This is a genomic window from Streptomyces sp. NPDC089424 (genome assembly GCF_044749345.1).
In the GTDB taxonomy this organism is placed as follows: domain Bacteria; phylum Actinomycetota; class Actinomycetes; order Streptomycetales; family Streptomycetaceae; genus Streptomyces.
The window spans coordinates 57,589-79,239 of record NZ_JBIVHU010000005.1 but is presented as its reverse complement, the minus strand read 5'-3'; the positions used below and the strand labels follow the sequence as shown (position 1 = coordinate 79,239).

Sequence of the window (21,651 nt, the reverse complement as noted above, 5' to 3'; positions counted from 1 at the left end):
GAGACCCACGCCGGGAGGCGGCCCACGGAGCGGCGTTAGGGTGCGGTACATGAGCGAAGTGCTGCACGTCCGGGGCCGTGTCCTCGTCGGCCCCGAGGACGTCCGCGACGAGCTGTGGGTGATCGACGGGCGGATCTCGTACGGCCGCCCCGTGGGCGCGCACGACGTGCGGACGCTGCGGGGCTGGGCCCTGCCCGGCCTTGTCGACGCCCACTGCCACGTCGGCCTCGACGCGCACGGCGCCGTGCCACGGGACGTCGCGGAGAAGCAGGCGCTCACCGACCGCGACGCCGGCACCCTCCTCGTCCGCGACGCGGGCTCGCCCTCGGACACCCGCTGGATCGACGACCGCGAGGACCTGCCGAAGATCATCCGTGCCGGACGCCACATCGCCCGCACCCGCCGCTACATCCGCAACTACGCCCACGAGATCGAGCCGGACGACCTGGTCGCCTACGTGGCCCAGGAGGCCCGCCGGGGCGACGGCTGGGTCAAGCTCGTCGGCGACTGGATCGACCGCGACCTCGGCGACCTGTCGGCCTGCTGGCCCAGGGGGGCCGTCGAGGCCGCCATCGCCGAGGCCCACCGGCTGGGCGCCCGCGTCACCGCCCACTGCTTCGCCGAGGACTCCCTCCAGGACCTGGTCGAGGCCGGCATCGACTGCATCGAGCACGCCACCGGCCTCACCGCGGACCTGATCCCCCTCTTCGCCGAGCGCCGCGTCGCGATCGTCCCGACCCTCGTCAACATCGCCACCTTCCCGGCCCTCGCCGACGGCGGCGAGTCCAGGTTCCCCGCGTGGTCGGCCCACATGCGCCGGCTGTACGAACGCCGCTACGACACGGTCCGTGACGCCTACGACGCCGGTGTCCCGGTCTACGTCGGCACCGACGCGGGCGGCGCGCTGGCCCACGGTCTGGCGGCCGCCGAGGTGGAGGAACTGGTCACCGCCGGGATCCCCCCGCTGACGGCCCTGTCCGCCACGACCTGGGCGGCCAGGGAGTGGCTCGGCCGCCCCGGCCTCGACGAGGGGGCACCGGCCGACCTCGTGGTGTACGGGACGGACCCCCGGGAGGACGTGCGGGCGCTGGCGGCCCCGCGGTGGGTGGTGCTCAACGGGCGGATCGTCGGCTAGGCGGGCCGGGCCGCCACCGCCCGGATCCGCCCGCGTCCACGGTCAGCGTCCCGAGGGCTGCGCGGGCAGGTCGAAGACGTGCTGCGGGCTGACGATCTTCGTGATCGCGTCGCCGAACAGCGTGCTGGGCTCCGTGTCGCCCTGACCGATGTCCGTGTTCAGCAGCACGACCAGGGTCGCCCGGGCCGAGGGCAGATAGATGGTCAGCGACTCGTAGCCCGGCAGCGAGCCGTTGTGCCCGATCCAGCCCTGGACGTCGAAGATGCCGAGCCCGTACCCCGCGCCCGGGATGGTGGTGGGAGGCGTGTCGAGCCGTTGCTTCTGGGTGGCGGGGCTGATCAGGGTCCTTCCGTCGGGCAGGACGCCGGTGGCGACGGTGGGTGCCCAGACGCGCAGATCCTCCAGCGTGGAGATCATCGCGCCGGCCGCCCAGCCCCAGGAGGGGTTCCAGTCGGTGCTGTCGGCCACCTTCCCGTCGGCGGTCTGGTCCGTGTAGCCCTGGGCGTGCGGCTCCGGGAACGCCGCGTCCGTCGCCAGCAGCGTGCTGTCCATGCCGGCGGGCTCCGTGACGTTCTCCCGGAGGTACTCCTCCAGCGGCCGGCCGCTGATCTTCTCGACGACCAGGCCGAGCAGGATCAGGTTGGTGTTGGAGTAGAAGAACTTCTCGCCCGGCTGGAACAGCACCGGGTGCCGGAAGGCGTAGTCCAGCAGCTCCTGCGGGGTGAAGGGCCGCTCGGGGTCGGACGTCAGCGCCTTGAAGAAGTCCGGGTCCTGCGAGTAGTTGTAGAGGCCGCTGCGCATCCCGGCCAGCTCGCGCAGGGTGATCCTGTCGCCGTTCGGCACGCCCTCGACGTACGTGCCGATGGTGTCGTCCAGGCCGATCCTGCCCTCGTCGACCAGCTTCAGCAGCGCCGTCACGGTGAACGTCTTGGTCTCGCTGCCGATCCTCGTGTAGAGGTCCGGCGTCATCGGCCGGCCGGTCTCCTTGTCGGCGACGCCGAACGAGCGCACATGACTGCCCTTGTCGGGGGTCCACATGCCGACGGTCACGCCGGGCACGTCCGCGTCGCGCATCACCTTCTCCACGGCCGCGTCGACCTGCCGCTTCACCTCGGGGGTGAGCATCCGGAAGCCGTCCGAGGGGGACGGGGCGGGAGACGGCTGTCCGGCGAGGGCCGCGGCCTTGGGCACTCCGAGGGCGGTGCCGCCGCAGACCGGAGCGAGGAGCGCGCCCACCGCCACGGCGATCACGGCACCCCCGCGCAGTCGTCCGCACGCGCGCCTCATGGGCTGACTCCCAGCTCCCCGAGGGAGAGGGCCCCGCAAGCCGGGCCACTTCCACCTCAGCATAGGAGCGCTCGTGCCGCGTCGCCCGTCGGAGCACGGACGGCGTGCGGAGGGGCAGCCGACGGGCAGCCGACGGGGAGTAGACGGGGAGTAGACGGGGAACACCCGTGCCGGGAAATCGAACTCGTTCGCAGAAACCCCACGATGGAGTGAAGTGACGCAGGATCGCCGCCCGTTCACTCTCGGTGCGTAATCCTTGCGAAGTCCCAAGCGTCACTCTTCCGGGGGGTCCCACCGCCTTGAACAGAAACAACTTCCGTATGCCCGCCCGCCGTCCGGTCGCGCTCGCGGCCGCCGCCGTCCTCGCCGCCGGTCCCGCGGTCGTGGCCGGCGCGGGCTCCGCGCAGGCGACTCCCGAGGAGGGCCGCGCGAGCGCCCTGGTCCTGCGTACCGGACTCAACGTCTCGCTGGTCGACAAGACCGTCGACGTCCCGCTCGCGGTCACCCTCAACGAGGTGCACGCCCCGCACAGCGCCGAGAAGACCGCGCTCACCGCCCAGTTGGACGGCGTCGACGGCGGAAAGCCGTTCAGCGTGCTGCGCGCCGACGTCGCGCAGGCCAAGGCCCACCGTGGCCGACGGGACGGCGGAGGGCAGCACCCGGCTCGTCGATGCCCGGCTGAACGTGCCCGGTCTTCCTCTGCTGTCGGTCATCGAGGTCGAGACCGTCACGTCGACCGCGACCTGCGCGGCGGGGAAGGCGCCGGTCGCCGAGTCGGACGTGGCCGGTGTCACGGTGCTGGGCAAGAAGGTGACGCTCACCGCCGGAGGCACGACACAGGTCGAGGTACCGGGCGTGGGCGAGGTGCGCCTGGACCTGTCCCAGCGGGAGACGACCTCCCGTACGGCGGCCGCCACCGCTCTCGAACTGAACGTGTCCGTCAACCCGCTGAAGCTCGACGTGGCCGATGTGCAGGGCACCGTGACCCTGGCCGAGGCGACCTGCGAGACGCCGCCGGCGCCCGCCGGGCCGCAGGAGGAGGCGCCCGAGCCGAGCGCCGACCCCGTGACCGAGGTCGAGCCCCAGGGCGGAGCCGCGGAGGCCGGCCTCGCGGAGACCGGCGGCAACTCGATGACGCCGTACATCGCGGGTGGCGCGGTCGCGCTGCTCGTCGCCGGCGGGGGAGCGGTCGCCCTGGCCCGCCGCAACCGCGGCTGAGCCCACGGGGGGCCGAGGAACTTCGGGGGACGTCCGGCGCGTCGGTCCGTGCCGTGCTCGGCAGGGGCCGACGCGCCCTGCGCGCGCCGACCGGATCAGCCCTCCGCAGCCCCGATCGCCCGCTCCAGCGCGCGGAGGAACGAACCCGTCGTCACCCGGTCCCGTACCGCGAGCCGCAGCCACTCCTCGCCCAGTCCGGGGAAGGTGTCCCCACGCCGGACCGCGAAGCCCAGGGCGCGCAGCCGCCGGCGTACCGCGGCCGCGTGCGGCAGGCGGACGAGGACGAAAGGGCCCTCGGCCGGTGTCACGACCCGGACGCCGGGCACGCGCGACAGCCCCGCCACCAGGTGGGCCCGGTCGGCCGCGACGCGGTGGGCGGCGTGGGCCGCCTCCGCCAGCGCCCGTGGCGCCACACACGCCTCGGTGGCGGCCAGGGCGGGGGTGGAGACCGGCCACAGCGGCTGGGCGCGCTCCAGCTCCCCGACGGTCTCCGGTGCCGCGAGGACGTAGCCGACGCGGAGCCCGGCCAGACCCCATGTCTTCGTCAGGCTCCGCAGCACGACCAGTCCGGGCACGTCCGTCCGGCCGGCCAGCGCCTCCCGCTCACCGGGCACCGCGTCCATGAACGCCTCGTCCACGACCAGCGTCCGTCCGGGACGGGCCAGCCGGGCGAGGACGCCGGCCGGGTGCAGCACCGACGTCGGGTTGGTCGGGTTGCCGATCACCACCAGGTCGGCGTCCTCCGCGACGGCCGACGGATCCAGCCGGAAGCCGTCCGTCTCGCGCAGCAGCACCCGGCCGACGGTGTGCCCCGCGTCCCGCAGCGCCGCCTCCGGCTCCGTGAACTGAGGGTGCACCACGACCGGGTGGCGCACCTTCAGCGCCCGCGCCAGCAGCACGAACGCCTCGGCGGCCCCCGCCGTCAGCAGCACCCGCTCCGCGCCGACCCCGTGCCGCGCCGCCACCGCGGCCCGCGCCCGGCGCCCGTCCGGATAGGCGGCGAGCCCCGACAGCGAGCCGGCGATCACCTCCCGCAGCCAGGCCGGCGGCGTGTCCGCGCGGACGTTGACGGCGAGGTCGACGAGGGCCGCGCCGTCGTCGCGGACCTCGGCGTCGCCGTGATGGCGCAGGTCGGGCCCGTCAGTGGGCATGGGAATGGGCGCCGTGGTGATGGTGGTGGCCGTCGTCGTCGGGGTGGAAGTGCGGCTGCTGCGGCAGGCCCACCTTGTCCTCGAAGCCGGGCAGCGCGATCCGGTACACGCAGGTGTCGCAGTTCATCCGCAGATCGCCCCGCACGGCCTCCTCGTAGCGCTCCATCACCAGGTCGAGCAGCTCCGGCTCCGGGCCGATGACGTCCGCCGAACGCACCTCGACCTCGGGGTGCGCGGCCGCCCAGCCCTCCGTCTGCGACCGCACCCGGTCGGGGAGGATGCCGGTGAACAGGAAGTACGGCAGCACGACGATCCGCCGCGCGCCGAGCCGCACGCACCGGTCCAGGCCGCTCGGCACGTCCGGAGCGGCCAGCGACACGAACGCGGTCTCCACCCCGGCGTACCCTCGCCCCTCCCACAGCAGCCGCGCCGCCTTGTGCACCTCTGCGTTGGCGTCCGGGTCGGTCGACCCGCGCCCGACCAGCAGCACGGTCACGTCGGCGCGGTCGCCGGGCCTGCGCCCCCCGGTGCCCAGCGCCTCGTCCAGGCGCCGCTCCAGCACCGCCAGCAGCCCCGGGTGCGGGCCCAGCGGGCGGCCGTAGGTGTACGAGATCCCCGGGTGCCGCTCCTTCTCCCGGGCCAGCGCGGCGGGGATGTCGCCCTTGGCGTGCCCGGCGGACACCAGCATCAGCGGCACGGCGGCGAAACGGCGTACGCCCCGTTCCACCAGTTCGGTCACGGCCTCGCCCAGCGGCGGCGGGGACAGCTCGATGAAGCCGCCCGCGACGGGGAGTTCGGGGTGGCGGCGCCCCAGCTCCCGCACGAAGTCGCGGAACGCCTCGGCTCCGGCGTCGTCCCGGGTGCCGTGGCCGGCGATGAGCAGGGCGGGCGGCGCGGTGGTCACGGTTTCTCCTCGTACGAAGTGGGGTGGTACAGCAGGGCGTTGAGCGCGGCCGCGGCGACCGCCGAGCCGCCCTTCTCGGACACGTTGCTCACGGCGGGCAGTCCGCTCTCCCGCAGCGCCGCCTTGGACTCGGCGGCGCCGACGAAGCCGACGGGCAGCCCGATCACCAGCGCGGGATCCGCGTGAAGGGTCAGCAGTTCCTCCAGCGCTGTCGGGGCGCAGCCGATCACCCAGACCGCGCCGGGACCGACCTGCTCGTAAGCGAGCCGCACGGCGTGCGCCGAGCGCGTCTGCCCCGGACCGGAGCGGGCGTCCCTGAGCCGGCAGACGGTGTCGCGCCGGGTGATCCCGGCGGCGACCATCTCGACGTCCACGACGACGGGGGCGCCGGAGTGCAGCGCGCGGTACGCCCCCTCGAGGTCCGGCTCGGCCGTCACGAGGTCCGTGGCGTAGTCCAGGTCGGCGGCGGAGTGGATCACCCGCTCCACCACCGCCCGGGTCAGCGGCGGGAAGTGCGAGGTGTCCAGCCGGGCGCGCAGCCGCCGGAACGACTCCTGCTCGATGGGGTGGACCACACGGTTCACCGGGTCTCCTCCTGCTGCCAGCGGTAGCCGCGCGGCGTCACCATACGCCCCGCGATCTCCCGGGTGGCCGTGTTGCCCACGGTCACGACCGTCATCATGTCGACCGTCGCCGGGTCGAGCGCGGCGAGGGTGGTCAGCCGGCTGGACTCGTCCGGCCGGGAGGCGTTGCGCACGACGCCGACGGGGGTCGTCGGCGCCCGGTGCCCGGCCAGGATCGCCAGCGCCTTGGGCAACTGCCAGTCCCGGCCCCGGCTGCGCGGGTTGTAGAACGTCACGACGATGTCCGCCTCGGCGGCCGCCCGCACCCGCCGCTCGATGACCTCCCACGGCGTGTGCAGGTCGGACAGGCTGATCGAGACGTGGTCGTGCCCGAGCGGCGCCCCGAGGATCGCGCCGGCCGCGAGCGCGGCGGTCACTCCGGGGACGCCGACCACGTCGATGTCGTCGCAGGCCTCGGCCAGCGCCGGGGACGCCATGGCGTACACGCCCGCGTCACCGCTGCCGATCAGCGCGACGGCGTGTCCCGCGCGGGCCTCCTCGACCGCCGTCCGGGCCCTCTCCTCCTCGGCGCCCAGCCCGGACTCCAGGATCCGGGTGCCGGGGCGCAGCAGGTCGCGGATCTGGTCGACGTACTGGTCGAGGCCGACGAGCACGGACGCGCGGCGCAATTCCGCCTCGGCACGCGGGGTGAGCAGATCGCGGGCCCCGGGCCCGAGCCCGACCACCGCGAGCCGGCCGCGCGCGGGCCGCCGTACGACCGCACAGGTCGCCATCGCCGACTTCCGCTTGGGGACGAGGAGTTCACCGCCGCCGAGCAGCGCCGAGGCCTCCGCCACGGACGGGGTGCCGACGGCGGCGAGGGGGGCGTCGGAGGGGTTGGGGACCGCCACGGCCGCCAGCCGCTCCGCGGAGTACGTCACCAGGGGCACGCCCAGCCGCGCGGCGGCGGCGACGATCCCGGCCTCCTCGGCCTTGGCGTCGACGGTGGCGAGTTCGGCGATGCTGCGCGGGGACAGACCGGCCTCCCGCAGCGCGCCCTCGACCAGCGCGAGCACCTCGTCGACGGGGGCTCCCTTCGAGGCGCCGACGCCGACGACGAGGGACGGCGGCCGCAGCACGACCTCGCCCTCCGCCGGCTCCAGGGCACGGTCGCTCACCCGGATGACGTGGGCCCCCTCCGCGGCGACCGGCAGCGCGGGCAGCGGCCACGCCGACTCGGCGCGCAGGGCGACGGGTTCGCCGTTCAGCAGGGCACGGGACACGGCGGCCACGGCGCCCTCCACGGGCAGGCCCAGGGTGTCCAGGCCGGCCAGACCGACGGAGTCCGTCGCCGTGGTGATCACCGGCTCGGCGCCCAGCAACGCGCCCACCTCGCGGGCGAGTTCGTTGGCGCCGCCGCCGTGCCCGCCCACCAGGGACACCGCGAACCGGCCGCCCTCGTCGACGCACACCACCCCGGGGTCGGACGCCTTGTCACCCAGCAACGGGGCGACCAGCCGCACCACGGCGCCCGTGGCCAGGAAACACACCAGCTGCCCGCACTCCGCGAACGCGGCCCGCACGGCGTCCCCCACGGGACCCTCGTACACCCGCGTCCGGTCCGGCCAGGCCGCGGCCAGCCGGTCCCGCGCCGCCGCTCCCGCCGCCGTGGCGGAGATGAGGCCGATCACTGAGCAACTCCTTCGGTACGAGCCGGAGGCCGGACGCCCCACAGCAGGAAGACCGGGTTGGTGGCCGCGAGACGGCTCACCTCGCCCGGCAGCGGCGCGAGCCGCGAGGACTGCAACAGCACCCCGTCACAGGTGAACCCGGCCCCCGTGAGCGCCTCGCGCGCCCCCGGCACCCGGTCCAGCGCGGCCAGCGCGACGACCACCGTCCGCCGCGCCCGCCGCGCGCACCGCGCGACGAGGTCGGGAAGCTCACGTCCCCCGCCCCCGACGAACACCGCGTCGGGATCGTCGAGCCCGGCGAGCACCTCCGGAGCCGTGCCGTGCACCACCCGCACGTCGACGCCGTGCGCCTCGGCGTTGGCCCGGATCCGCCGCGCACCGTCAGCCGCCTTCTCCACGGCGACGACCGCGGCGCCCAGCCGCGCGCACTCGACGGCCACCGAGCCGGACCCGGCCCCGACGTCCCAGACCAGGTCACCGAGGCGCGGTCCGAGCCGGGCCAGGGCAAGCGCCCGCACCTCGAACTTGGTGATCATCGAGTCCCGGTGGGTGAACGCGTCCTCGTCCAGGGCCCATCCGGCGGGTCCCGCGGCGGGGCCCGCGACGGTGCGCACGCTCGTGAGCGCCCGCCGCTCGTCCAGGCACAGCACGACGTTCACCGCCGGCCCCCAGTCCCGGGCCGCGGCCTCGGCGGGCGTCACCCGCTCCACCCGTTCCCGCGCGGGGTCACCCAGCGCGGAGGCGACGACGAGCACCCGGCCGGCGTCCCGCAACGCCGCGCCCAGCTCGGCCGGACCGGACCCCGGCCCGGTCAGCACGGCCACCTTCGGCCGCGCCCGGCACACGTTCACCGCCGTCCGCAGCTCCCGCCCGTGCGCGGAGACGACCACCGCGTCGTCCCAGGGCAGCCCGGCGCGCGCGAACGCGGCGGCCACGGACGAGACACCCGCCCTGACCCGGAGCCGCCGTGCCCCGAACCGCTCGGCGAGCGCCCGCACGATCCCGAAGAACCCGGGGTCCCCCGACGCCAGCACCACGACCCGCCGGTCCTTCGCGACGTACTCCTCGATGGCGTCGAGGGCGGGCGCCAGCGGGCCGAGCACGATGCGCTCGGCCCGCTCGGGCAGGCGGGCGGCCTCCAGATGGCGCCGCGCGCCGACGACCAGTTCGGCGCCGTCGGCCACGTCGTCGGGCAGCGGCGCACCGGTGCCCGTGCCGACGACCGTGATCACGTGCTCGCACCTCGTTCGCGCAGCGCCCGGCGGGCCTCCGGGTCGGCCTTGCGGAAGCCGTGGAAGTGGCCCGGGTGGTAGAGGTGCGAGCGGGTGCCGTGCGCGTCGAGGGCCGGGCCGACCAGGAAGAGGGTGTGCTTCCAGAGCTTGTGCTCCTTCACCGTCTCCTCCAGCGTCCCGATAGTGCACCTGACGACCAGCTCCTCGGGCCAGGTCGCCTGGTACGCGACGACGACCGGGGTGCTCGTCGGGTACCCGCCCTCCAGCAGCTCCCGGACCAACTGCCCGCTGCGGGCCGCGGACAGGAAGATCGCCATGGTGGTGCCGTGCCGGGCGAACTCACGCACCTCCTCGCCGGGCGGCATCGGCGTCTTGCCGCCGCCGAGCCGGGTGAGCACGACGGACTGCGCCACCTCGGGGATGGTCAGCTCCCGCCCGGCGATCGCGGCCACCGCGGAGAACGAGGAGACGCCGGGCACGATCTCGGTCGCGATGCCGAGCGCGGCGCACCGGTCGACCTGCTCCTGGGTGCCGCCCCACAGCGCCGGGTCGCCGGAGTGGATGCGGGCGACCCGCAGGCCCTCGTCACGCGCCCGCTCGTAGACGGCCACGACGTCCTCCAGCGACAGGGCCGCCGAGTCGAGGATCTCGGCGCCCTCGCGGGCGTGTTCGAGGACCTCCGCCTGGACCAGGCTCGCGGCCCAGATCACGACGTCGGCCTCGGCGATGGCGCGCGCGGCACGGAACGTCAGCAGATCGGCGGCGCCGGGGCCGGCACCGACGAAGGTCACCTTGCCGGTGGGGGCTTCGGCCATGGGTTCGAGTCCTCTCGTACGGAAGTCAACGCGCGTGCGGCCGGATGTGCGCGAGCGCGGGCTGATCGGATAGCAAGGGCACATGGCGGTCTTCGTCGCGCTGGGCGCGTTCCTGATGACGCTGGCGGGTGGCTGGACGGCGCAGCGCGTGACGGACCGCCGTCACCTCGTGCTGGGCCTGGCCGGCGGCCTGATGCTGGGTGTGGTCGGCATGGACCTGCTGCCGGAGGCACTCGCGGCGGCCGGCACCGAGGTGCACGGCGTGCCGGCCGCCCTGCTCCTGTTCGTGGCCGGCTTCCTGCTGGCCCACGGTGTGGAACGCCTGCTGGCGGCGCGTCGCGCGGCGCACGGCGCCGACGAGCACGAGCGCACGCCCGAGGTGGGCTTGACGGCCGCCGCCGCGATGGTCGCGCACAGCGCCATGGACGGCGTGGCGATCGGCGCCGCCTTCCAGATCGGCGAGGGCATGGGCGTGGCGGTCGCGCTCGCGGTGATCGCCCACGACTTCGCGGACGGCTTCAACACCTTCACCCTCACGACCCTGTACGGCAACGCCCGGCGCCGGGCGCTCGCGATGCTGTTCGCGGACGCCGTGGCACCCGTCGTGGGAGCGGCGAGCACCCTCCTCGTGACCATCCCGAAGCCCGTACTGGGCGGCTATCTCGGCCTGTTCGGCGGGGCGCTGCTCTATCTGGCCGCCGCCGAGATCCTGCCCGAGGCCCACCACAAGCACGCCGCGGGGCCGACCCTGCTGTGCACGGTCGGGGGAGCGGCCTTCATCTGGCTGGTGGTGGGCATCGCCGAATGACCGGGGGAGCGTCACAGCTTGCCGCCCCGCCCACCCTCGCGTCGCGCGGGCGCGATGAGCGTGGAGAGATACGGCAGCGGCGCCCCGTCGAGCTCGGCGGCGGGCCGGACGGACTCCTCCGGCAGCCCCAGCGCGGACCCCCACACGGCACCCTCCAGCCGGCCGCTCTCACGGAGCGCCTCGGCGACCTCGGCCGCCTGCCGGCCGAACTTGTAGGCGACGACGGTCCCGGGCCCGTTCAGCGCCTCCTTCAGCACCGCGGCACCGGCGGTCACCGGCACCAGCGTGAGCGGCTCGGTCCCCTCCGTCAGCACCGCACCCGACCGCGCGGCGAGGTCCTGCATGGCGGTGATGCCGGGCACGGTCTCGATGACGGTGCCCGGGACCGACTCGGCGACGGTCTGCGCGAGATAGGTGAACGTGGAGTACACGTTCGGATCGCCGATGGTGGCGAACGCGATGTGGGCGTGCTCGCGCAGCAGCCCGGCGACCCGCTCACCGGCGGCGTCCCACGCCGCCTCACGGCGGGTCCGGTCGGTCCGCTCGTTCAGCGCGAACACGACCCGGACCACCTTCTCCTCGGGTACGTAGTGCAGCACGGTCGCCTCGGCACGCCCCCGCTCCCCGGTGTCCATGACCGGTACGACGACGAGCGCGGCGGCGCGCAGGGCGCCCACGCCCTTCACGGTCACCAGCTCCGGGTCGCCCGGCCCGACCCCCACTCCCACCAGCCTGCTGCTCATGACGTCCGGCACCTCTCCACGAACCGACGGGCGACACCGGGCGCCGACGCCCAGTGCGTGTGCAGAAAACTCGCGTGCACACCGCGCTCCACAAAACCCTCCACGCGCGGCCGGGGGACGCGCACCCCCCAGGCGGGCGCCGGCCCGGCCGCCGGTTCGACGACCGTGCGGTGGAACTCGTGCCCGCGCATCCGCGTCCCCGCCGGCGCGAGCACACTGTCGCTCACGGCGACGGCGTCCCGGTAGCCGAGGGTCAGCCGCTGCGACATCCGCGCGTCCGCGTCGAGCACCCCGCACATCGGCTGCCCGTCCAGCTCCCGGCACAGGTACAGCAGTCCGGCGCACTCCGCGGCGACGGGCGCGCCCTGCTCGGCGAGCGCCGCGACGGCCTTGCGCAGCGGCTCGTTGGCCGACAGCTCCCCGGCGTACACCTCGGGGAATCCGCCGCCCACGACCAGTCCGCGGGTGCCGTCGGGCAGTCGCTCGTCGCGCACCGGATCGAACACCACGACCTCGGCCCCGGCGGCGGCGAGCAACTCGGCGTGCTCTGCGTAGGAGAAGGTGAAGGCCGGACCCCCGGCGACGGCCACCGGCACGCGCGGGCCCGGATCCTTCGCGGGCGGAGCCCCCAGGGCCCCGGCCGGGTCCCAGGCCGCACACGGCAAGGGAGCCGCCGCGCGCGCCAGCGCCAGCAACGCCTCCAGATCGCAGCCGGCCTCCACCTGCGCGGCCATGGCGGCCACCGCCTCGACGGCCGCGGGCCGCCGCTCGGCGACCGGCACCAGCCCCAGATGCCGGGAGGGGGTGTCCACCTGGGCCACCCGCCGCAGCACCCCGAGCACCGGCACCCCCACGGACTCCAGCGCCTCGCGCAGCAACTCCTCGTGCCGGTCCGAGGCGACCTTGTTGAGGATCACGCCCCCGATCCGGAGCTCCGGGTCGAAGGACGCGAACCCGTGCACCAGCGCCGCCACCGACCGAGACTGCGAGGACGCGTCGACCACGAGCACCACCGGCGCCCGCAGCAGCTTGGCGACATGGGCGGTGGACGCCAGCTCCCCCTCCCCGGCGGCACCGTCGAACAGCCCCATCACCCCCTCGACCACGGCGATGTCGCCACCGCGCGCCCCGTGCAGGAACAGCGGAGCCACCAGCTCGGGTCCGCACAGGTACGCGTCGAGGTTGCGCCCCACCCGCCCGGTCGCGAGCGCGTGGTACCCGGGGTCGATGTAGTCCGGCCCGACCTTGTGCGGGGACACGGCGAGCCCCCGCGCGGCGAACGCGGCCATCAACCCCGTGGCGACGGTGGTCTTGCCGCTCCCCGAGGCGGGCGCGGCGACGACCAGCCGCGGCACGGACGTCACCACTCGATGCCCCTCTGCCCCTTCTGCCCGGCGTCCATCGGGTGCTTCACCTTGGACATGTCGGTCACGAGATCGGCGAAGTCGACGAGCGCCCGCGGGGCGTTGCGCCCGGTGATCACCACGTGCTGGGCCCCGGGCCGGTCCCGCAGCACGGACACGACCTCCTCGACGTCGACCCACCCCCAGTGCATCGGGTAGGCGAACTCGTCCAGCACGTACAGCTTGTACGTCTCGGCGGCCAGGTCCCGCTTGACCTGCTCCCAGCCCTCCCGGGCCTTCTCCTCGTTGGTCGAGTTGTCACCCTGGAGGTCCCGCTGGACCCAGGACCACCCCTCGCCCATCTTGTGCCAGTCGACGGACCCGCCCTCGCCGCTGGCGCCCAGCACCCGCAGCGCGTTCTCCTCGCCGACCTTCCATTTCGCCGACTTGACGAACTGGAACACCCCGATCGGCCAGCCCTGGTTCCAGGCCCGCAGCGCCAGCCCGAAGGCGGCGGTCGACTTGCCCTTGCCGATGCCGGTGTGCACCACGACCAGCGGCCGGTTGCGCCGCTGACGCGTGGTCAGTCCGTCGTCCGGCACGACACTCGGTTGTCCCTGCGGCATTACGCGGCCCTCCTGCGTACGTCCTTCACCAGCCCGGCGATGGCGTCGGCGCGCAACGCCTCCAGCGTCACCGCCGTACCTCCCAGTTCGGCCGCGAGCTGCCCCGCGAGTCCCAGCCGCACCGGCCCCGACTCGCAGTCCACGACCACCGAGGCGACCCCGTCGGCGCCGAACAGCCGGGCCGCCCGCCCGGCGTTCGCGACCGGCTCCGGCCCTCCGGTGGCCCGCCCGTCGGTCACCACCACGAGCAGTGCCCGCCGGGCCGGATCCCGCAGCCGCTCCACGCGCAGCACGTCGCGCGCCTTGAGCAGACCGGCCGCGAGCGGCGTACGGCCGCCCGTGGGCAGCGACTCCAGCCGGGCCGCCGCCGCGTCCACGGACGAGGTCGGCGGCAGCGCGACGTCGGCACCGGTACCGCGGAAGGTCACCAGGCCCACCTTGTCCCGCCGCTGGTAGGCGTCCAGCAGCAGCGACAGCACGGCACCCTTCACGGCGCCCATCCGCTGCCGGGCCGCCATCGACCCGGAGGCGTCGACCACGAACAGCACGAGATTGCCCTCGCGCCCCTCCCGCGTCGCCTGCCGCAGATCGTCCCGGCGCACCACCAGGCCGCGCCCCGACCGTCCCCGCGCCCGCTGATGCGGCGCCGCGGCCTGCACGGTGGCCGCCAGATGCAGCGCCGTGAGCGCCCCCCGCGGCCGCCGGGCCCCGGTGGTCCGCCCGTGCTCCGTCCGCGCCCGCGAACGCCGCCCCGCGGTGCCCTCCCCGATCCCCGGCACGCTCAGCACCTTGGTCCGGAAGGGCTCGGCCGCCCGTACGGCGGACTGCTCGCCGGCCCCGGACGGGACGGGCGCACCCTCGGCCGACTCCTCGGGCCGCGCCCCGGCACCGTCGCCCTGCGGCTCCCCGTCGGGCTGCCCGCCGCCCCCGCCGGGACCGCCGCCGGGTCCGTCGGGGTCGGGATCGTCGTCGTCCTGGTGCGCGGGCGGCTCCGCGAACTCCTCCAGCGTCTCGTCCAGTTTGTCCTCGTCCAGGCCCGGCGCGTCGAACGGGTTGCGCCGGCGCCGGTGCGGCAGCGCGAGCAGCGCGGCCTGGCGCACGTCCTCCGCCAGCACCTCGGTCCGCCCCGCCCACGCGGCCAGCGCGGTCGCGGTGCGGGCCATCACGATGTCGGCCCGCATGCCGTCCACCTCGAAGGCCGCGCAGGTCGCCGCGATCTGCCGCAGCGCCCCGTCGCCCAGCAGCACGGACGGCAGCAGCTCCCGCGCCGCCGCGATCCGCGCCCGTACGGCGCTCTCCTCGGCCGCCCACCGGCCCGCGAAGGCAGCGGGATCGGCGTCGTGGGCGAGGCGCCGCTTGACGACCTCCACGCGCTGGTCGGGCTCCCGCGAGGCGGCGACCTCGACGGTCAGCCCGAACCGGTCGAGCAACTGCGGCCGCAGCTCGCCCTCTTCCGGGTTCATGGTCCCGACGAGCAGGAACCGCGCGGCATGCCGTACGGAGACGCCCTCGCGCTCCACGTACGAGGCGCCCATCGCGGCGGCGTCCAGCAGCAGGTCGACCAGATGGTCGTGGAGGAGGTTGACCTCGTCCACGTAGAGGATCCCGCGATGCGCGTCGGCGAGCAGCCCGGGTTCGAAGGCCTTCACGCCCTCGGCGAGCGCCCGCTCGATGTCGAGCGCGCCGACCAGCCGGTCCTCGGAGGCACCGACGGGCAGCTCGACCATGCGGGCCGGCCGGGCGGCCCCGGCGCCGGGCTCGTGCGGTCCGTCCGGGCAGGCCGGGTCCGGCGCCGCTGGGTCGCAGGAGAAGCGGCAGCCGGGGACCACGGGGACCTGCGGCAGCAACGCCGAGAGCGCCCGCACCGCCGTCGACTTGGCGGTGCCCTTCTCGCCGCGGACGAGCACGCCGCCCACCGCCGGGGACACGGCGTTCAGCAGCAGTGCGAGGCGCAGGTCGTCCTGTCCGACGACGGCCGTGAACGGAAAGGGGGTGCTCACTTGTCGTCGCCCTCCAGGTCGCCTTCGAGTTCGAGGTAGGTCGCCCGCAGCCGTTCCAGCGTCCCCGCGTCCGGCTCCGCCCACAGCCCCCGGTCGGCGGCCTCCAGCAGCCGCTCGGTGATGCCGCGCAGCGCCCACGGGTTGGACTGCTTCATGAAGTCGCGGTTCTCCGGGTCGAAGACGTACTCCGCGCTGAGCTTCTCGTACATCCAGTCGTCGACGACCCCGGCGGTGGCGTCGTAGCCGAAGAGGTAGTCGACGGTCGCCGCCATCTCGAAGGCGCCCTTGTAGCCGTGCCGCCGCATCGCCGCCATCCAGCGCGGGTTGACCACACGGGCCCGGAAGACGCGGTGCGTCTCCTCACCGAGGGTGCGGGTCCTGACCTGGTCGGGCGTGGCCGAGTCGCCGACGTATGCCTCGGGGGAGGCGCCCGTGAGGTGCCGGACCATGGCGACCATGCCGCCGTGGTACTGGAAGTAGTCGTCGGCGTCGACGAGGTCGTGCTCGCGGGTGTCGACGTTCTTCGCCGCGACCGCGATCCGCCGGAACGCCGTCTCCATGTCCCCGCGTGCCGCCCGCCCGTCGAGCCCGCGCCCGTAGGCGTACCCGCCCCAGACGGCGTACACCTCGGCGAGGTCGGCGTCGGAGCGCCAGTTGCGGGCGTCGATCAGCGGCAGCAGCCCGGCGCCGTACGCGCCCGGCTTGGAGCCGAAGACGCGCGCGGTGGCGCGCCGCCGGTCGCCGTGCGCGGCGGTGTCCTCGTCGGCGTGCGCCCGTACGTAGTTGGACTCCGCGGGCTCGTCCAGCTCGGCGACCGCCCGCACCGCGTCGTCGATCAACCCGACGACGTGCGGGAACGCGTCCCGGAAGAAGCCGGAGATGCGGACGGTGACGTCGATGCGGGGCCGTCCCAGCTCGCCGAGGCCGATGATCTCGAACCCGGTCACCCGGCGCGAGGCGTCGTCCCACACCGGTCGGCAGCCCAGCAGCGCAAGGATCTCGGCGATGTCGTCGCCCTGGGTGCGCATGGCCGAGGTTCCCCAGACCGTCAGGCCGACGGACTTCGGGTACGCGCCCGTGTCCTGGAGGTACCGCTGCACCAGCGAGTCGGCGAGCGACTGCCCGACCTCCCAGCTCAGCCGGGACGGGATGGCCTTGGGGTCCACGGAGTAGAAGTTCCGGCCGGTCGGCAGCACGTTGACCAGTCCGCGTGTCGGCGAGCCCGACGGACCCGCCGGGACGTAACCGCCGTCGAGCGCCTTGAGGATGTGGCCGATCTCGTCCGTCGTGCGGGCGAGCCGCGGCACCACCTCGTCGCAGGCGAACTCCAGCACGGCCACGGCCTCGGGCAGTTCGGTGCCGACCACCTCCCGTACCAGCGCCGCGCTCCCGGACGCCGCCCAGCCCCGCTCCTCCATCCCCTCCGCGAGCCGCCGGCACAGCTGCTCCAGCAGGTCGACGGCGTCGGCGGCGGTACGGGACGGGCCCTCGACGAGGTCGCTCAGCTCGACCGGAACCTTCAGCGGCGCGCCCGGCTCCGCCAGCAGCTCCTTCTCCACCAGCCCGAAGTGCTCGGCCAGGGACGCCCGCAGCCCCGGCAGCGCGTTCGCCCGGCCGCCCCACACCTGCGAGGCACGCAGCACCGCGAGGACCAGGTTCACGCGCGGCTCGCCGACCGGGCCGCCGCCGAGGATGTGCAGTCCGTCGCGGATCTGCACGTCCTTGATCTCGCACAGATAGCCGTCGATGTGCATGACGAACTCGTCGAAGTCGGCGTCGCCGGGCTGCTCGTCGACATGCAGGTCGTGGTGGAGCTCGGCCGCCTTGACCAGCGTCCAGATCTGGGCCCTGACCGCCGGTGCCTTCGTCGGGTCCAGGTCCGAGACGAGCGCGTACTCGTCGAGCAGCTGCTCCAGCTTCGCAAGGTCGCCGTAGGTGTCCGCGCGGGCCATCGGCGGCACCAGGTGATCGACGACGGTGGCGTGTCCGCGCCGCTTGGCCTGGGTGCCCTCGCCGGGGTCGTTGACGATGAACGGGTAGATCAGCGGCAGTTCCCCGAGGACCGCGTCCGGTGCGCAGCCGCCGCTGAGTCCGAGGCCCTTGCCGGGCAGCCACTCCATCGTGCCGTGCTTGCCCATGTGGACGAGGGCGTCGGCGCCGAAGGAGTTCTCCAGCCAGCGGTACGCCGCCATGTAGTGGTGCGACGGCGGCATGTCCGGGTCGTGGTAGATCGCGATCGGGTTCTCGCCGAAGCCGCGCGGCGGCTGGATCATCACGACGACGTTCCCGAACCGCAGGGACGCCAGCACGATGTCGTCCCCGTCGACGTACAGCGAACCCGGCGGCTCGCCCCACGCCTCGGTCATGGCCTCCCGCAGCTCCGGGTCGAGCTCGGCGAACCACGCCCGGTAGTCGGCGAGCGGCACGCGCGCGGGCGCCGACGCCAGCTGGTCCTCGGTCAGCCACTCGACGTCGTGCCCGCCCGCCTCGATGAGCAGGTGGATCAACTCGTCGCCGTTGTCCGGGTATGCGCTCACCCCGTACCCGGCCTGCCGGAGCGCGTCCAGCACCCGCACCGCGGAGGCGGGCGTGTCCAGGCCGACCGCGTTGCCGACGCGCGAGTGCTTGGTCGGGTAGGCGGTGAAGACGAGCGCGAGCTTCTTGTCGGCGTTCGGCTTGTGCCTCAACCGCGCGTGCCGTACGGCGATCCCGGCGACGCGTCCGGCCCGCTCGGGGTCGGCCACGTACACGGGCACATCGTCCGGGCCCTGCTCCTTGAAGGAGAACGGGACGGTGATCAGACGGCCGTCGAACTCCGGGATCGCGACCTGCATCGCCGCGTCCATGGGGGAGAGGGCGGCGTCGGACGCGTCCCAGGCGTCCCGCGAGGAGGTCAGGCACAGTCCCTGCAGCACGGGCACGTTCAGCTCGGCCAGCCTGCCGATGTCCCACGCCTCCTCGTCGCCGCCCGCCGACGCCTGCGAGGCGTGCGTCCCGCCCGCGGCCAGGACGGTGGCGACCAGCGCGTCGGCCTTCCCGAGGAGCGTGTACAGCCCCGGGTCCGCGCCGCGCAGCGAACCGCAGTACACGGGCAGGGCGTTGGCGCCCCGCGCCTCGATCGCGTCGCACAGGGTCTCCACGAACGCGGTGTTGCCGCTGAGCTCGTGGGCCCGGTAGAAGAGCACGCCGACGGTCGGACGGCCCTCGGTGAACGCGCGGGAGCCGTGGACGCCGTACTCCGGCATCTTCCGCGGCTCGTCGAAGCCCTCACCCGTCAGCAGCACCGTGTCCGACAGGAACCGCGCCAGCTCGGTGAGGTTCTCGGGCCCGCCCTCGACGAGGTAGCGCAGTGCCTCGGCCACGACTCCGGCCGGCACGGACGACTCGGCCATCAGCTCGGCGTCCGGCACGGACTCCCCGCCGAGCAGCACGGTGGGGATCCCCGACGCCCGCAGCCGGGCGAGTCCGTCCTCCCAGGCCCGCTTGCCGCCCAGCAGCCGTACGACGGCGATGTCCGCGCCCTCGACCAGCGCGGGCAGCTCGCCCTCGGCGTCCACGCGGGTCGGGTTGCCGATCCGGTAGGAGGCGCCGGAGGCACGGGCCGCCAGCAGATCGGTGTCGGCGGTGGACAACAACAACACTGTGCTCATGCGGGCGCTCCCGGTGGAAGGAAAGGCAGTCCTTGCGGCGCGCCGGACTCGATGAGCCGCCACAGCGCGTCCGTGTCCGCGTGCTGTTCGATCAGGTCGCCGAGCCGGTCGAGCTGCTCCTCGCGCAGCGCGGCGAAGGAGGTGCCGGGCGCCGGCACGAAGCGGCGGCCCGCGGCGGCGGCCACCTCGCGCAGGAAGGCCCGCCGGAAGCCGTCGGACTCCAGCGAGCCGTGCCAGTGCGTGCCCCAGGTCTGGCCGACCCGGCAGCCGTCCAGGAAGGGTTCGCCGCCCTCGACGTCGGCGACCCCGTGGTGGATCTCGTACCCCTCGACGTGCTCCCCGAGGGCCTCGCCGACCGGCCGGGTGAGCGTCTTCTCTCGGGCGAACCGCACCCGCACCGGCAGCACTCCGAGCGCGTCGACCTGCCCGCGCCGGCTCTCGACGTCGTCCTCGATGTGCTCGCCGAGGACCTGGAAGCCGCCGCAGATGCCGAGGATCGGACGCCCTTCGGCGGCCCTGCGCACGAGGGCCCGCGCGAGCCCGCGCTCGCGCAGCCACTCCAGGGCGCGCACGGTCCCCCGGGTGCCGGGCACCACCACCAGATCCGCGTCCGCCAGTTCCTCGGGGCGGTCCACGAACCGCACGACGACACCCGGTTCGGCGGCGAGGGCGTCGACGTCCGTGAAGTTGGACATCAGCGGCACGGCGCACACCGCCACCCGCAGCACGTCCTCGCCGACCGGGGCGGCCACCTGGGACTCGCGCACCGCCCCCCGCAGGGACACCCTCAGCCCGTCCTCCTCGTCGATGCCGAGGCCGTGGCGGAAGGGCAGGACGCCGTAGGTGTGCCGCCCGGTGAGGCCGTGCAGCATGTCGATGCCGGGTTCGAGGAGCGAGACGTCGCCGCGGAACTTGTTGACGAGGAACCCGGCGATCAGCTCCTGGTCCTGACGGGACAGCAGCGCGACGGTCCCGAAGAAGGAGGCGAAGACGCCGCCGCGGTCGATGTCGCCGACGACGAGCACCGGGAGACCGGCATTGCGGGCGATCCCCATGTTGACGATGTCGGTCCGCCGGAGATTGATCTCGGCCGGAGATCCGGCCCCCTCGCAGATCACCGCGTCGTACGTGCCCCGCAACTCGGCGAGACAGTCGAGCACGGTCCCGAGCAACGCCTGCTGCCGTCCGCCGTGGTAGCCCCGCGCGCTCATCTCCCCGACGGGCCTGCCGAGCAGCACCACCTGGCTGCTGCTCTCGCCGCCCGGCTTGAGCAGCACGGGATTCATCAGCGCGGTCGGCTCCACCCGGCAGGCCTGCGCCTGCATGGCCTGCGCCCGACCGATCTCGGCGCCCTCGCGGGTGACGAACGAGTTGAGCGACATGTTCTGCGCCTTGAAGGGCGCCACCTTCACGCCCTGGCGCACCAGCCAGCGGCAGATGCCGGCGGTGACGACGCTCTTGCCGGCGTCCGAGGTGGTGCCGGCGATCAGCAGCCCGCGCCCGTTCACGCCGGCCTCCTCGACAGCCGTCCCCGCAGCCACACTCCGGCCGCGCAGGCCCCGAGGGCCAGCCGGCCCACCCGCCGGGACAACCGGACGGCCCGCTCGATGTCGCCGACTTCCACCGCACGCCCCCCACCGTTCAGCACGGGCCGGTGCTCGACCCGGCCCGCATACGACAACGTCCCCCCGAGCCGCACCCCCAACGCCCCCGCGAACGAGGCCTCCACGGGCCCGGCGTTGGGACTCGGATGCCGCGCGGCGTCCTTGTGCCAGGCCCGTACGGCACCTCGCGCGTCGCCGCCCGCCAGCACGGCGAGCGACGCCGTCAGCCGGGCGCCCGGCCACCCGGCGAGATCGTCGAGCCGTGCGCTGGCCCATCCGTAGCGGCGGTGGCGCGGCGACCTGTGCCCCACCATCGCGTCCAGCGTGTTCACCGCACGGAACCCGAGCAGCCCCGGGACCCCGCCCACGGCCCCCCACACCAGCGCGCCCACCACGGCGTCGGACGTGTTCTCCGCGACGGACTCCACCACCGCCCGCGCGATCCCCGGCGCGTCCAGCGCCTGCGGGTCGCGGCCGCACAGATGGGGCAGCCGGGCCCGCGCGGCCTCGACGTCCCCCGCCTCCAGGGCGTGCCCGACGGCCCGGGCCTCCCGCGCGAGCGAGGTCCCGCCGACGACGGCCCAGGTGGCGACGCCGGTCAGCGCGACGGAAGCGGCGGGGGAGGACCGTACCGCCCGGTGGGCCGCGGCGCCCAGGGCGACGGCGCCGCCCACGCACACGACGGTGTGCAGCGCGCCCCATCCGCGGTGGTCCCGCCACAGCACCCGTTCCACCGCGGCGGCGGCCCGCCCGAACGCGGCGACCGGATGCCCCCGGCGGGGGTCGCCGAGCACATGGTCGCCGAGGAGGCCGGCGGCGGCGCCGTACGCGAAGACGCGATCGGCACGCACGCGCTCAGCCGGCCGTGCGGGCGGGCAGAG

At 74.7% G+C, this 21,651-nt stretch carries 16 protein-coding genes and 1 pseudogene; 3 read left to right on the top strand and 14 right to left on the bottom strand.

The window, feature by feature from the left end; genetic code table 11:
* Positions 1–49: 49 nt before the first annotated feature.
* Positions 50–1,135 (top strand): amidohydrolase family protein, encoded by a 1,086-nt coding sequence (locus ACIP2X_RS22930; protein WP_401675995.1) that lies wholly within the window; start codon positions 50–52, stop codon positions 1,133–1,135.
* A gap of 42 nt (positions 1,136–1,177) precedes the next feature.
* Here ACIP2X_RS22930 and ACIP2X_RS22925 read toward each other — a convergent pair whose 3' ends face one another.
* Positions 1,178–2,422: a serine hydrolase domain-containing protein gene (locus tag ACIP2X_RS22925; RefSeq protein WP_401675993.1), complete on the bottom strand. Its 1,245-nt coding sequence runs from the start codon at positions 2,420–2,422 to the stop codon at positions 1,178–1,180.
* A gap of 299 nt (positions 2,423–2,721) precedes the next feature.
* On the opposite strand from ACIP2X_RS22925, the pseudogene ACIP2X_RS22920 reads away from it, so the two are divergent.
* Positions 2,722–3,640, top strand: a pseudogene (locus ACIP2X_RS22920) (SCO1860 family LAETG-anchored protein).
* Positions 3,641–3,735: 95 nt separating this feature from the next.
* On the opposite strand, the gene cobC reads toward ACIP2X_RS22920, so the two are convergent.
* The 6 genes from cobC to cobM are packed head-to-tail and all read right to left on the bottom strand — an operon-like array spanning position 3,736 to position 9,996.
* Positions 3,736–4,791 (bottom strand): Rv2231c family pyridoxal phosphate-dependent protein CobC, encoded by a 1,056-nt coding sequence (gene cobC, locus ACIP2X_RS22915; protein ID WP_401675991.1) that lies wholly within the window; start codon positions 4,789–4,791, stop codon positions 3,736–3,738.
* The gene (locus tag ACIP2X_RS22910) at positions 4,781–5,695 is read right to left on the bottom strand and encodes a sirohydrochlorin chelatase (protein ID WP_401675989.1); all 915 of its coding nucleotides are present in this window, start codon (positions 5,693–5,695) and stop codon (positions 4,781–4,783) included. The genes cobC and ACIP2X_RS22910 overlap by 11 nt, the downstream gene beginning before the upstream one ends.
* A complete protein-coding gene (locus ACIP2X_RS22905; protein WP_401675987.1) occupies positions 5,692–6,279 on the bottom strand; it encodes a precorrin-8X methylmutase in 588 nt (195 codons plus the stop codon). The genes ACIP2X_RS22910 and ACIP2X_RS22905 overlap by 4 nt, the downstream gene beginning before the upstream one ends.
* Positions 6,276–7,949 (bottom strand): precorrin-3B C(17)-methyltransferase, encoded by a 1,674-nt coding sequence (cobJ, locus tag ACIP2X_RS22900; RefSeq protein WP_401675985.1) that lies wholly within the window; start codon positions 7,947–7,949, stop codon positions 6,276–6,278. Before cobJ ends, ACIP2X_RS22905 begins: the two co-directional genes overlap by 4 nt.
* A complete protein-coding gene (cbiE, locus tag ACIP2X_RS22895) occupies positions 7,946–9,181 on the bottom strand; it encodes a precorrin-6y C5,15-methyltransferase (decarboxylating) subunit CbiE (protein ID WP_401675983.1) in 1,236 nt (411 codons plus the stop codon). Before cbiE ends, cobJ begins: the two co-directional genes overlap by 4 nt.
* A complete protein-coding gene (gene cobM, locus ACIP2X_RS22890; RefSeq protein ID WP_401675981.1) occupies positions 9,178–9,996 on the bottom strand; it encodes a precorrin-4 C(11)-methyltransferase in 819 nt (272 codons plus the stop codon). Before cobM ends, cbiE begins: the two co-directional genes overlap by 4 nt.
* An 82-nt stretch (positions 9,997–10,078) precedes the next feature.
* Here cobM and ACIP2X_RS22885 point away from each other — a divergent pair, with 82 nt between their 5' ends.
* Positions 10,079–10,804, top strand: coding sequence for a ZIP family metal transporter (locus ACIP2X_RS22885; protein WP_401675979.1), 726 nt, complete (start codon positions 10,079–10,081; stop codon positions 10,802–10,804).
* Positions 10,805–10,815: 11 nt separating this feature from the next.
* Here ACIP2X_RS22885 and cobI read toward each other — a convergent pair whose 3' ends face one another.
* Genes cobI through ACIP2X_RS22850 form a run of 7 tightly spaced genes read right to left on the bottom strand, consistent with a single transcriptional unit; the run spans position 10,816 to position 21,621 of the window.
* On the bottom strand, positions 10,816–11,547 hold the full coding sequence (cobI, locus tag ACIP2X_RS22880; protein ID WP_401675977.1) for a precorrin-2 C(20)-methyltransferase: 732 nt from the start codon (positions 11,545–11,547) through the stop codon (positions 10,816–10,818).
* On the bottom strand, positions 11,544–12,914 hold the full coding sequence (locus ACIP2X_RS22875) for a cobyrinate a,c-diamide synthase (protein ID WP_401675975.1): 1,371 nt from the start codon (positions 12,912–12,914) through the stop codon (positions 11,544–11,546). Before ACIP2X_RS22875 ends, cobI begins: the two co-directional genes overlap by 4 nt.
* Positions 12,908–13,516: a cob(I)yrinic acid a,c-diamide adenosyltransferase gene (gene cobO / locus ACIP2X_RS22870; RefSeq protein WP_401675973.1), complete on the bottom strand. Its 609-nt coding sequence runs from the start codon at positions 13,514–13,516 to the stop codon at positions 12,908–12,910. Before cobO ends, ACIP2X_RS22875 begins: the two co-directional genes overlap by 7 nt.
* Positions 13,516–15,516, bottom strand: a complete 2,001-nt coding sequence (locus ACIP2X_RS22865; RefSeq protein WP_401675971.1) for a putative cobaltochelatase — start codon at positions 15,514–15,516, stop codon at positions 13,516–13,518. Before ACIP2X_RS22865 ends, cobO begins: the two co-directional genes overlap by 1 nt.
* Positions 15,513–19,166, bottom strand: coding sequence for a cobaltochelatase subunit CobN (gene cobN / locus ACIP2X_RS22860; protein ID WP_401675969.1), 3,654 nt, complete (start codon positions 19,164–19,166; stop codon positions 15,513–15,515). The genes ACIP2X_RS22865 and cobN overlap by 4 nt, the downstream gene beginning before the upstream one ends.
* Complete coding sequence (locus ACIP2X_RS22855; RefSeq protein ID WP_401675967.1) at positions 19,163–20,674, bottom strand: cobyric acid synthase; 1,512 nt, start codon at positions 20,672–20,674, stop codon at positions 19,163–19,165. Before ACIP2X_RS22855 ends, cobN begins: the two co-directional genes overlap by 4 nt.
* A complete protein-coding gene (locus tag ACIP2X_RS22850; RefSeq protein ID WP_401675965.1) occupies positions 20,671–21,621 on the bottom strand; it encodes a cobalamin biosynthesis protein in 951 nt (316 codons plus the stop codon). Before ACIP2X_RS22850 ends, ACIP2X_RS22855 begins: the two co-directional genes overlap by 4 nt.
* Between the last annotated feature and the right edge of the window lie 30 nt (positions 21,622–21,651).

What these genes read in the sequence shown, in the direction of transcription:
- ACIP2X_RS22930 (WP_401675995.1), top strand. Translation starts at nt 50, where the DNA reads ATGAGCGAAGTGCTGCACGTCCGGGGCCGTGTCCTCGTCGGCCCCGAG.
- ACIP2X_RS22925 (WP_401675993.1), bottom strand. Translation starts at nt 2,422, where the DNA reads ATGAGGCGCGCGTGCGGACGACTGCGCGGGGGTGCCGTGATCGCCGTG.
- cobC (WP_401675991.1), bottom strand. Translation starts at nt 4,791, where the DNA reads ATGCCCACTGACGGGCCCGACCTGCGCCATCACGGCGACGCCGAGGTC.
- cobM (WP_401675981.1), bottom strand. Translation starts at nt 9,996, where the DNA reads ATGGCCGAAGCCCCCACCGGCAAGGTGACCTTCGTCGGTGCCGGCCCC.
- ACIP2X_RS22885 (WP_401675979.1), top strand. Translation starts at nt 10,079, where the DNA reads ATGGCGGTCTTCGTCGCGCTGGGCGCGTTCCTGATGACGCTGGCGGGT.
- cobI (WP_401675977.1), bottom strand. Translation starts at nt 11,547, where the DNA reads ATGAGCAGCAGGCTGGTGGGAGTGGGGGTCGGGCCGGGCGACCCGGAG.
- cobO (WP_401675973.1), bottom strand. Translation starts at nt 13,516, where the DNA reads ATGCCGCAGGGACAACCGAGTGTCGTGCCGGACGACGGACTGACCACG.
- cobN (WP_401675969.1), bottom strand. Translation starts at nt 19,166, where the DNA reads ATGAGCACAGTGTTGTTGTTGTCCACCGCCGACACCGATCTGCTGGCG.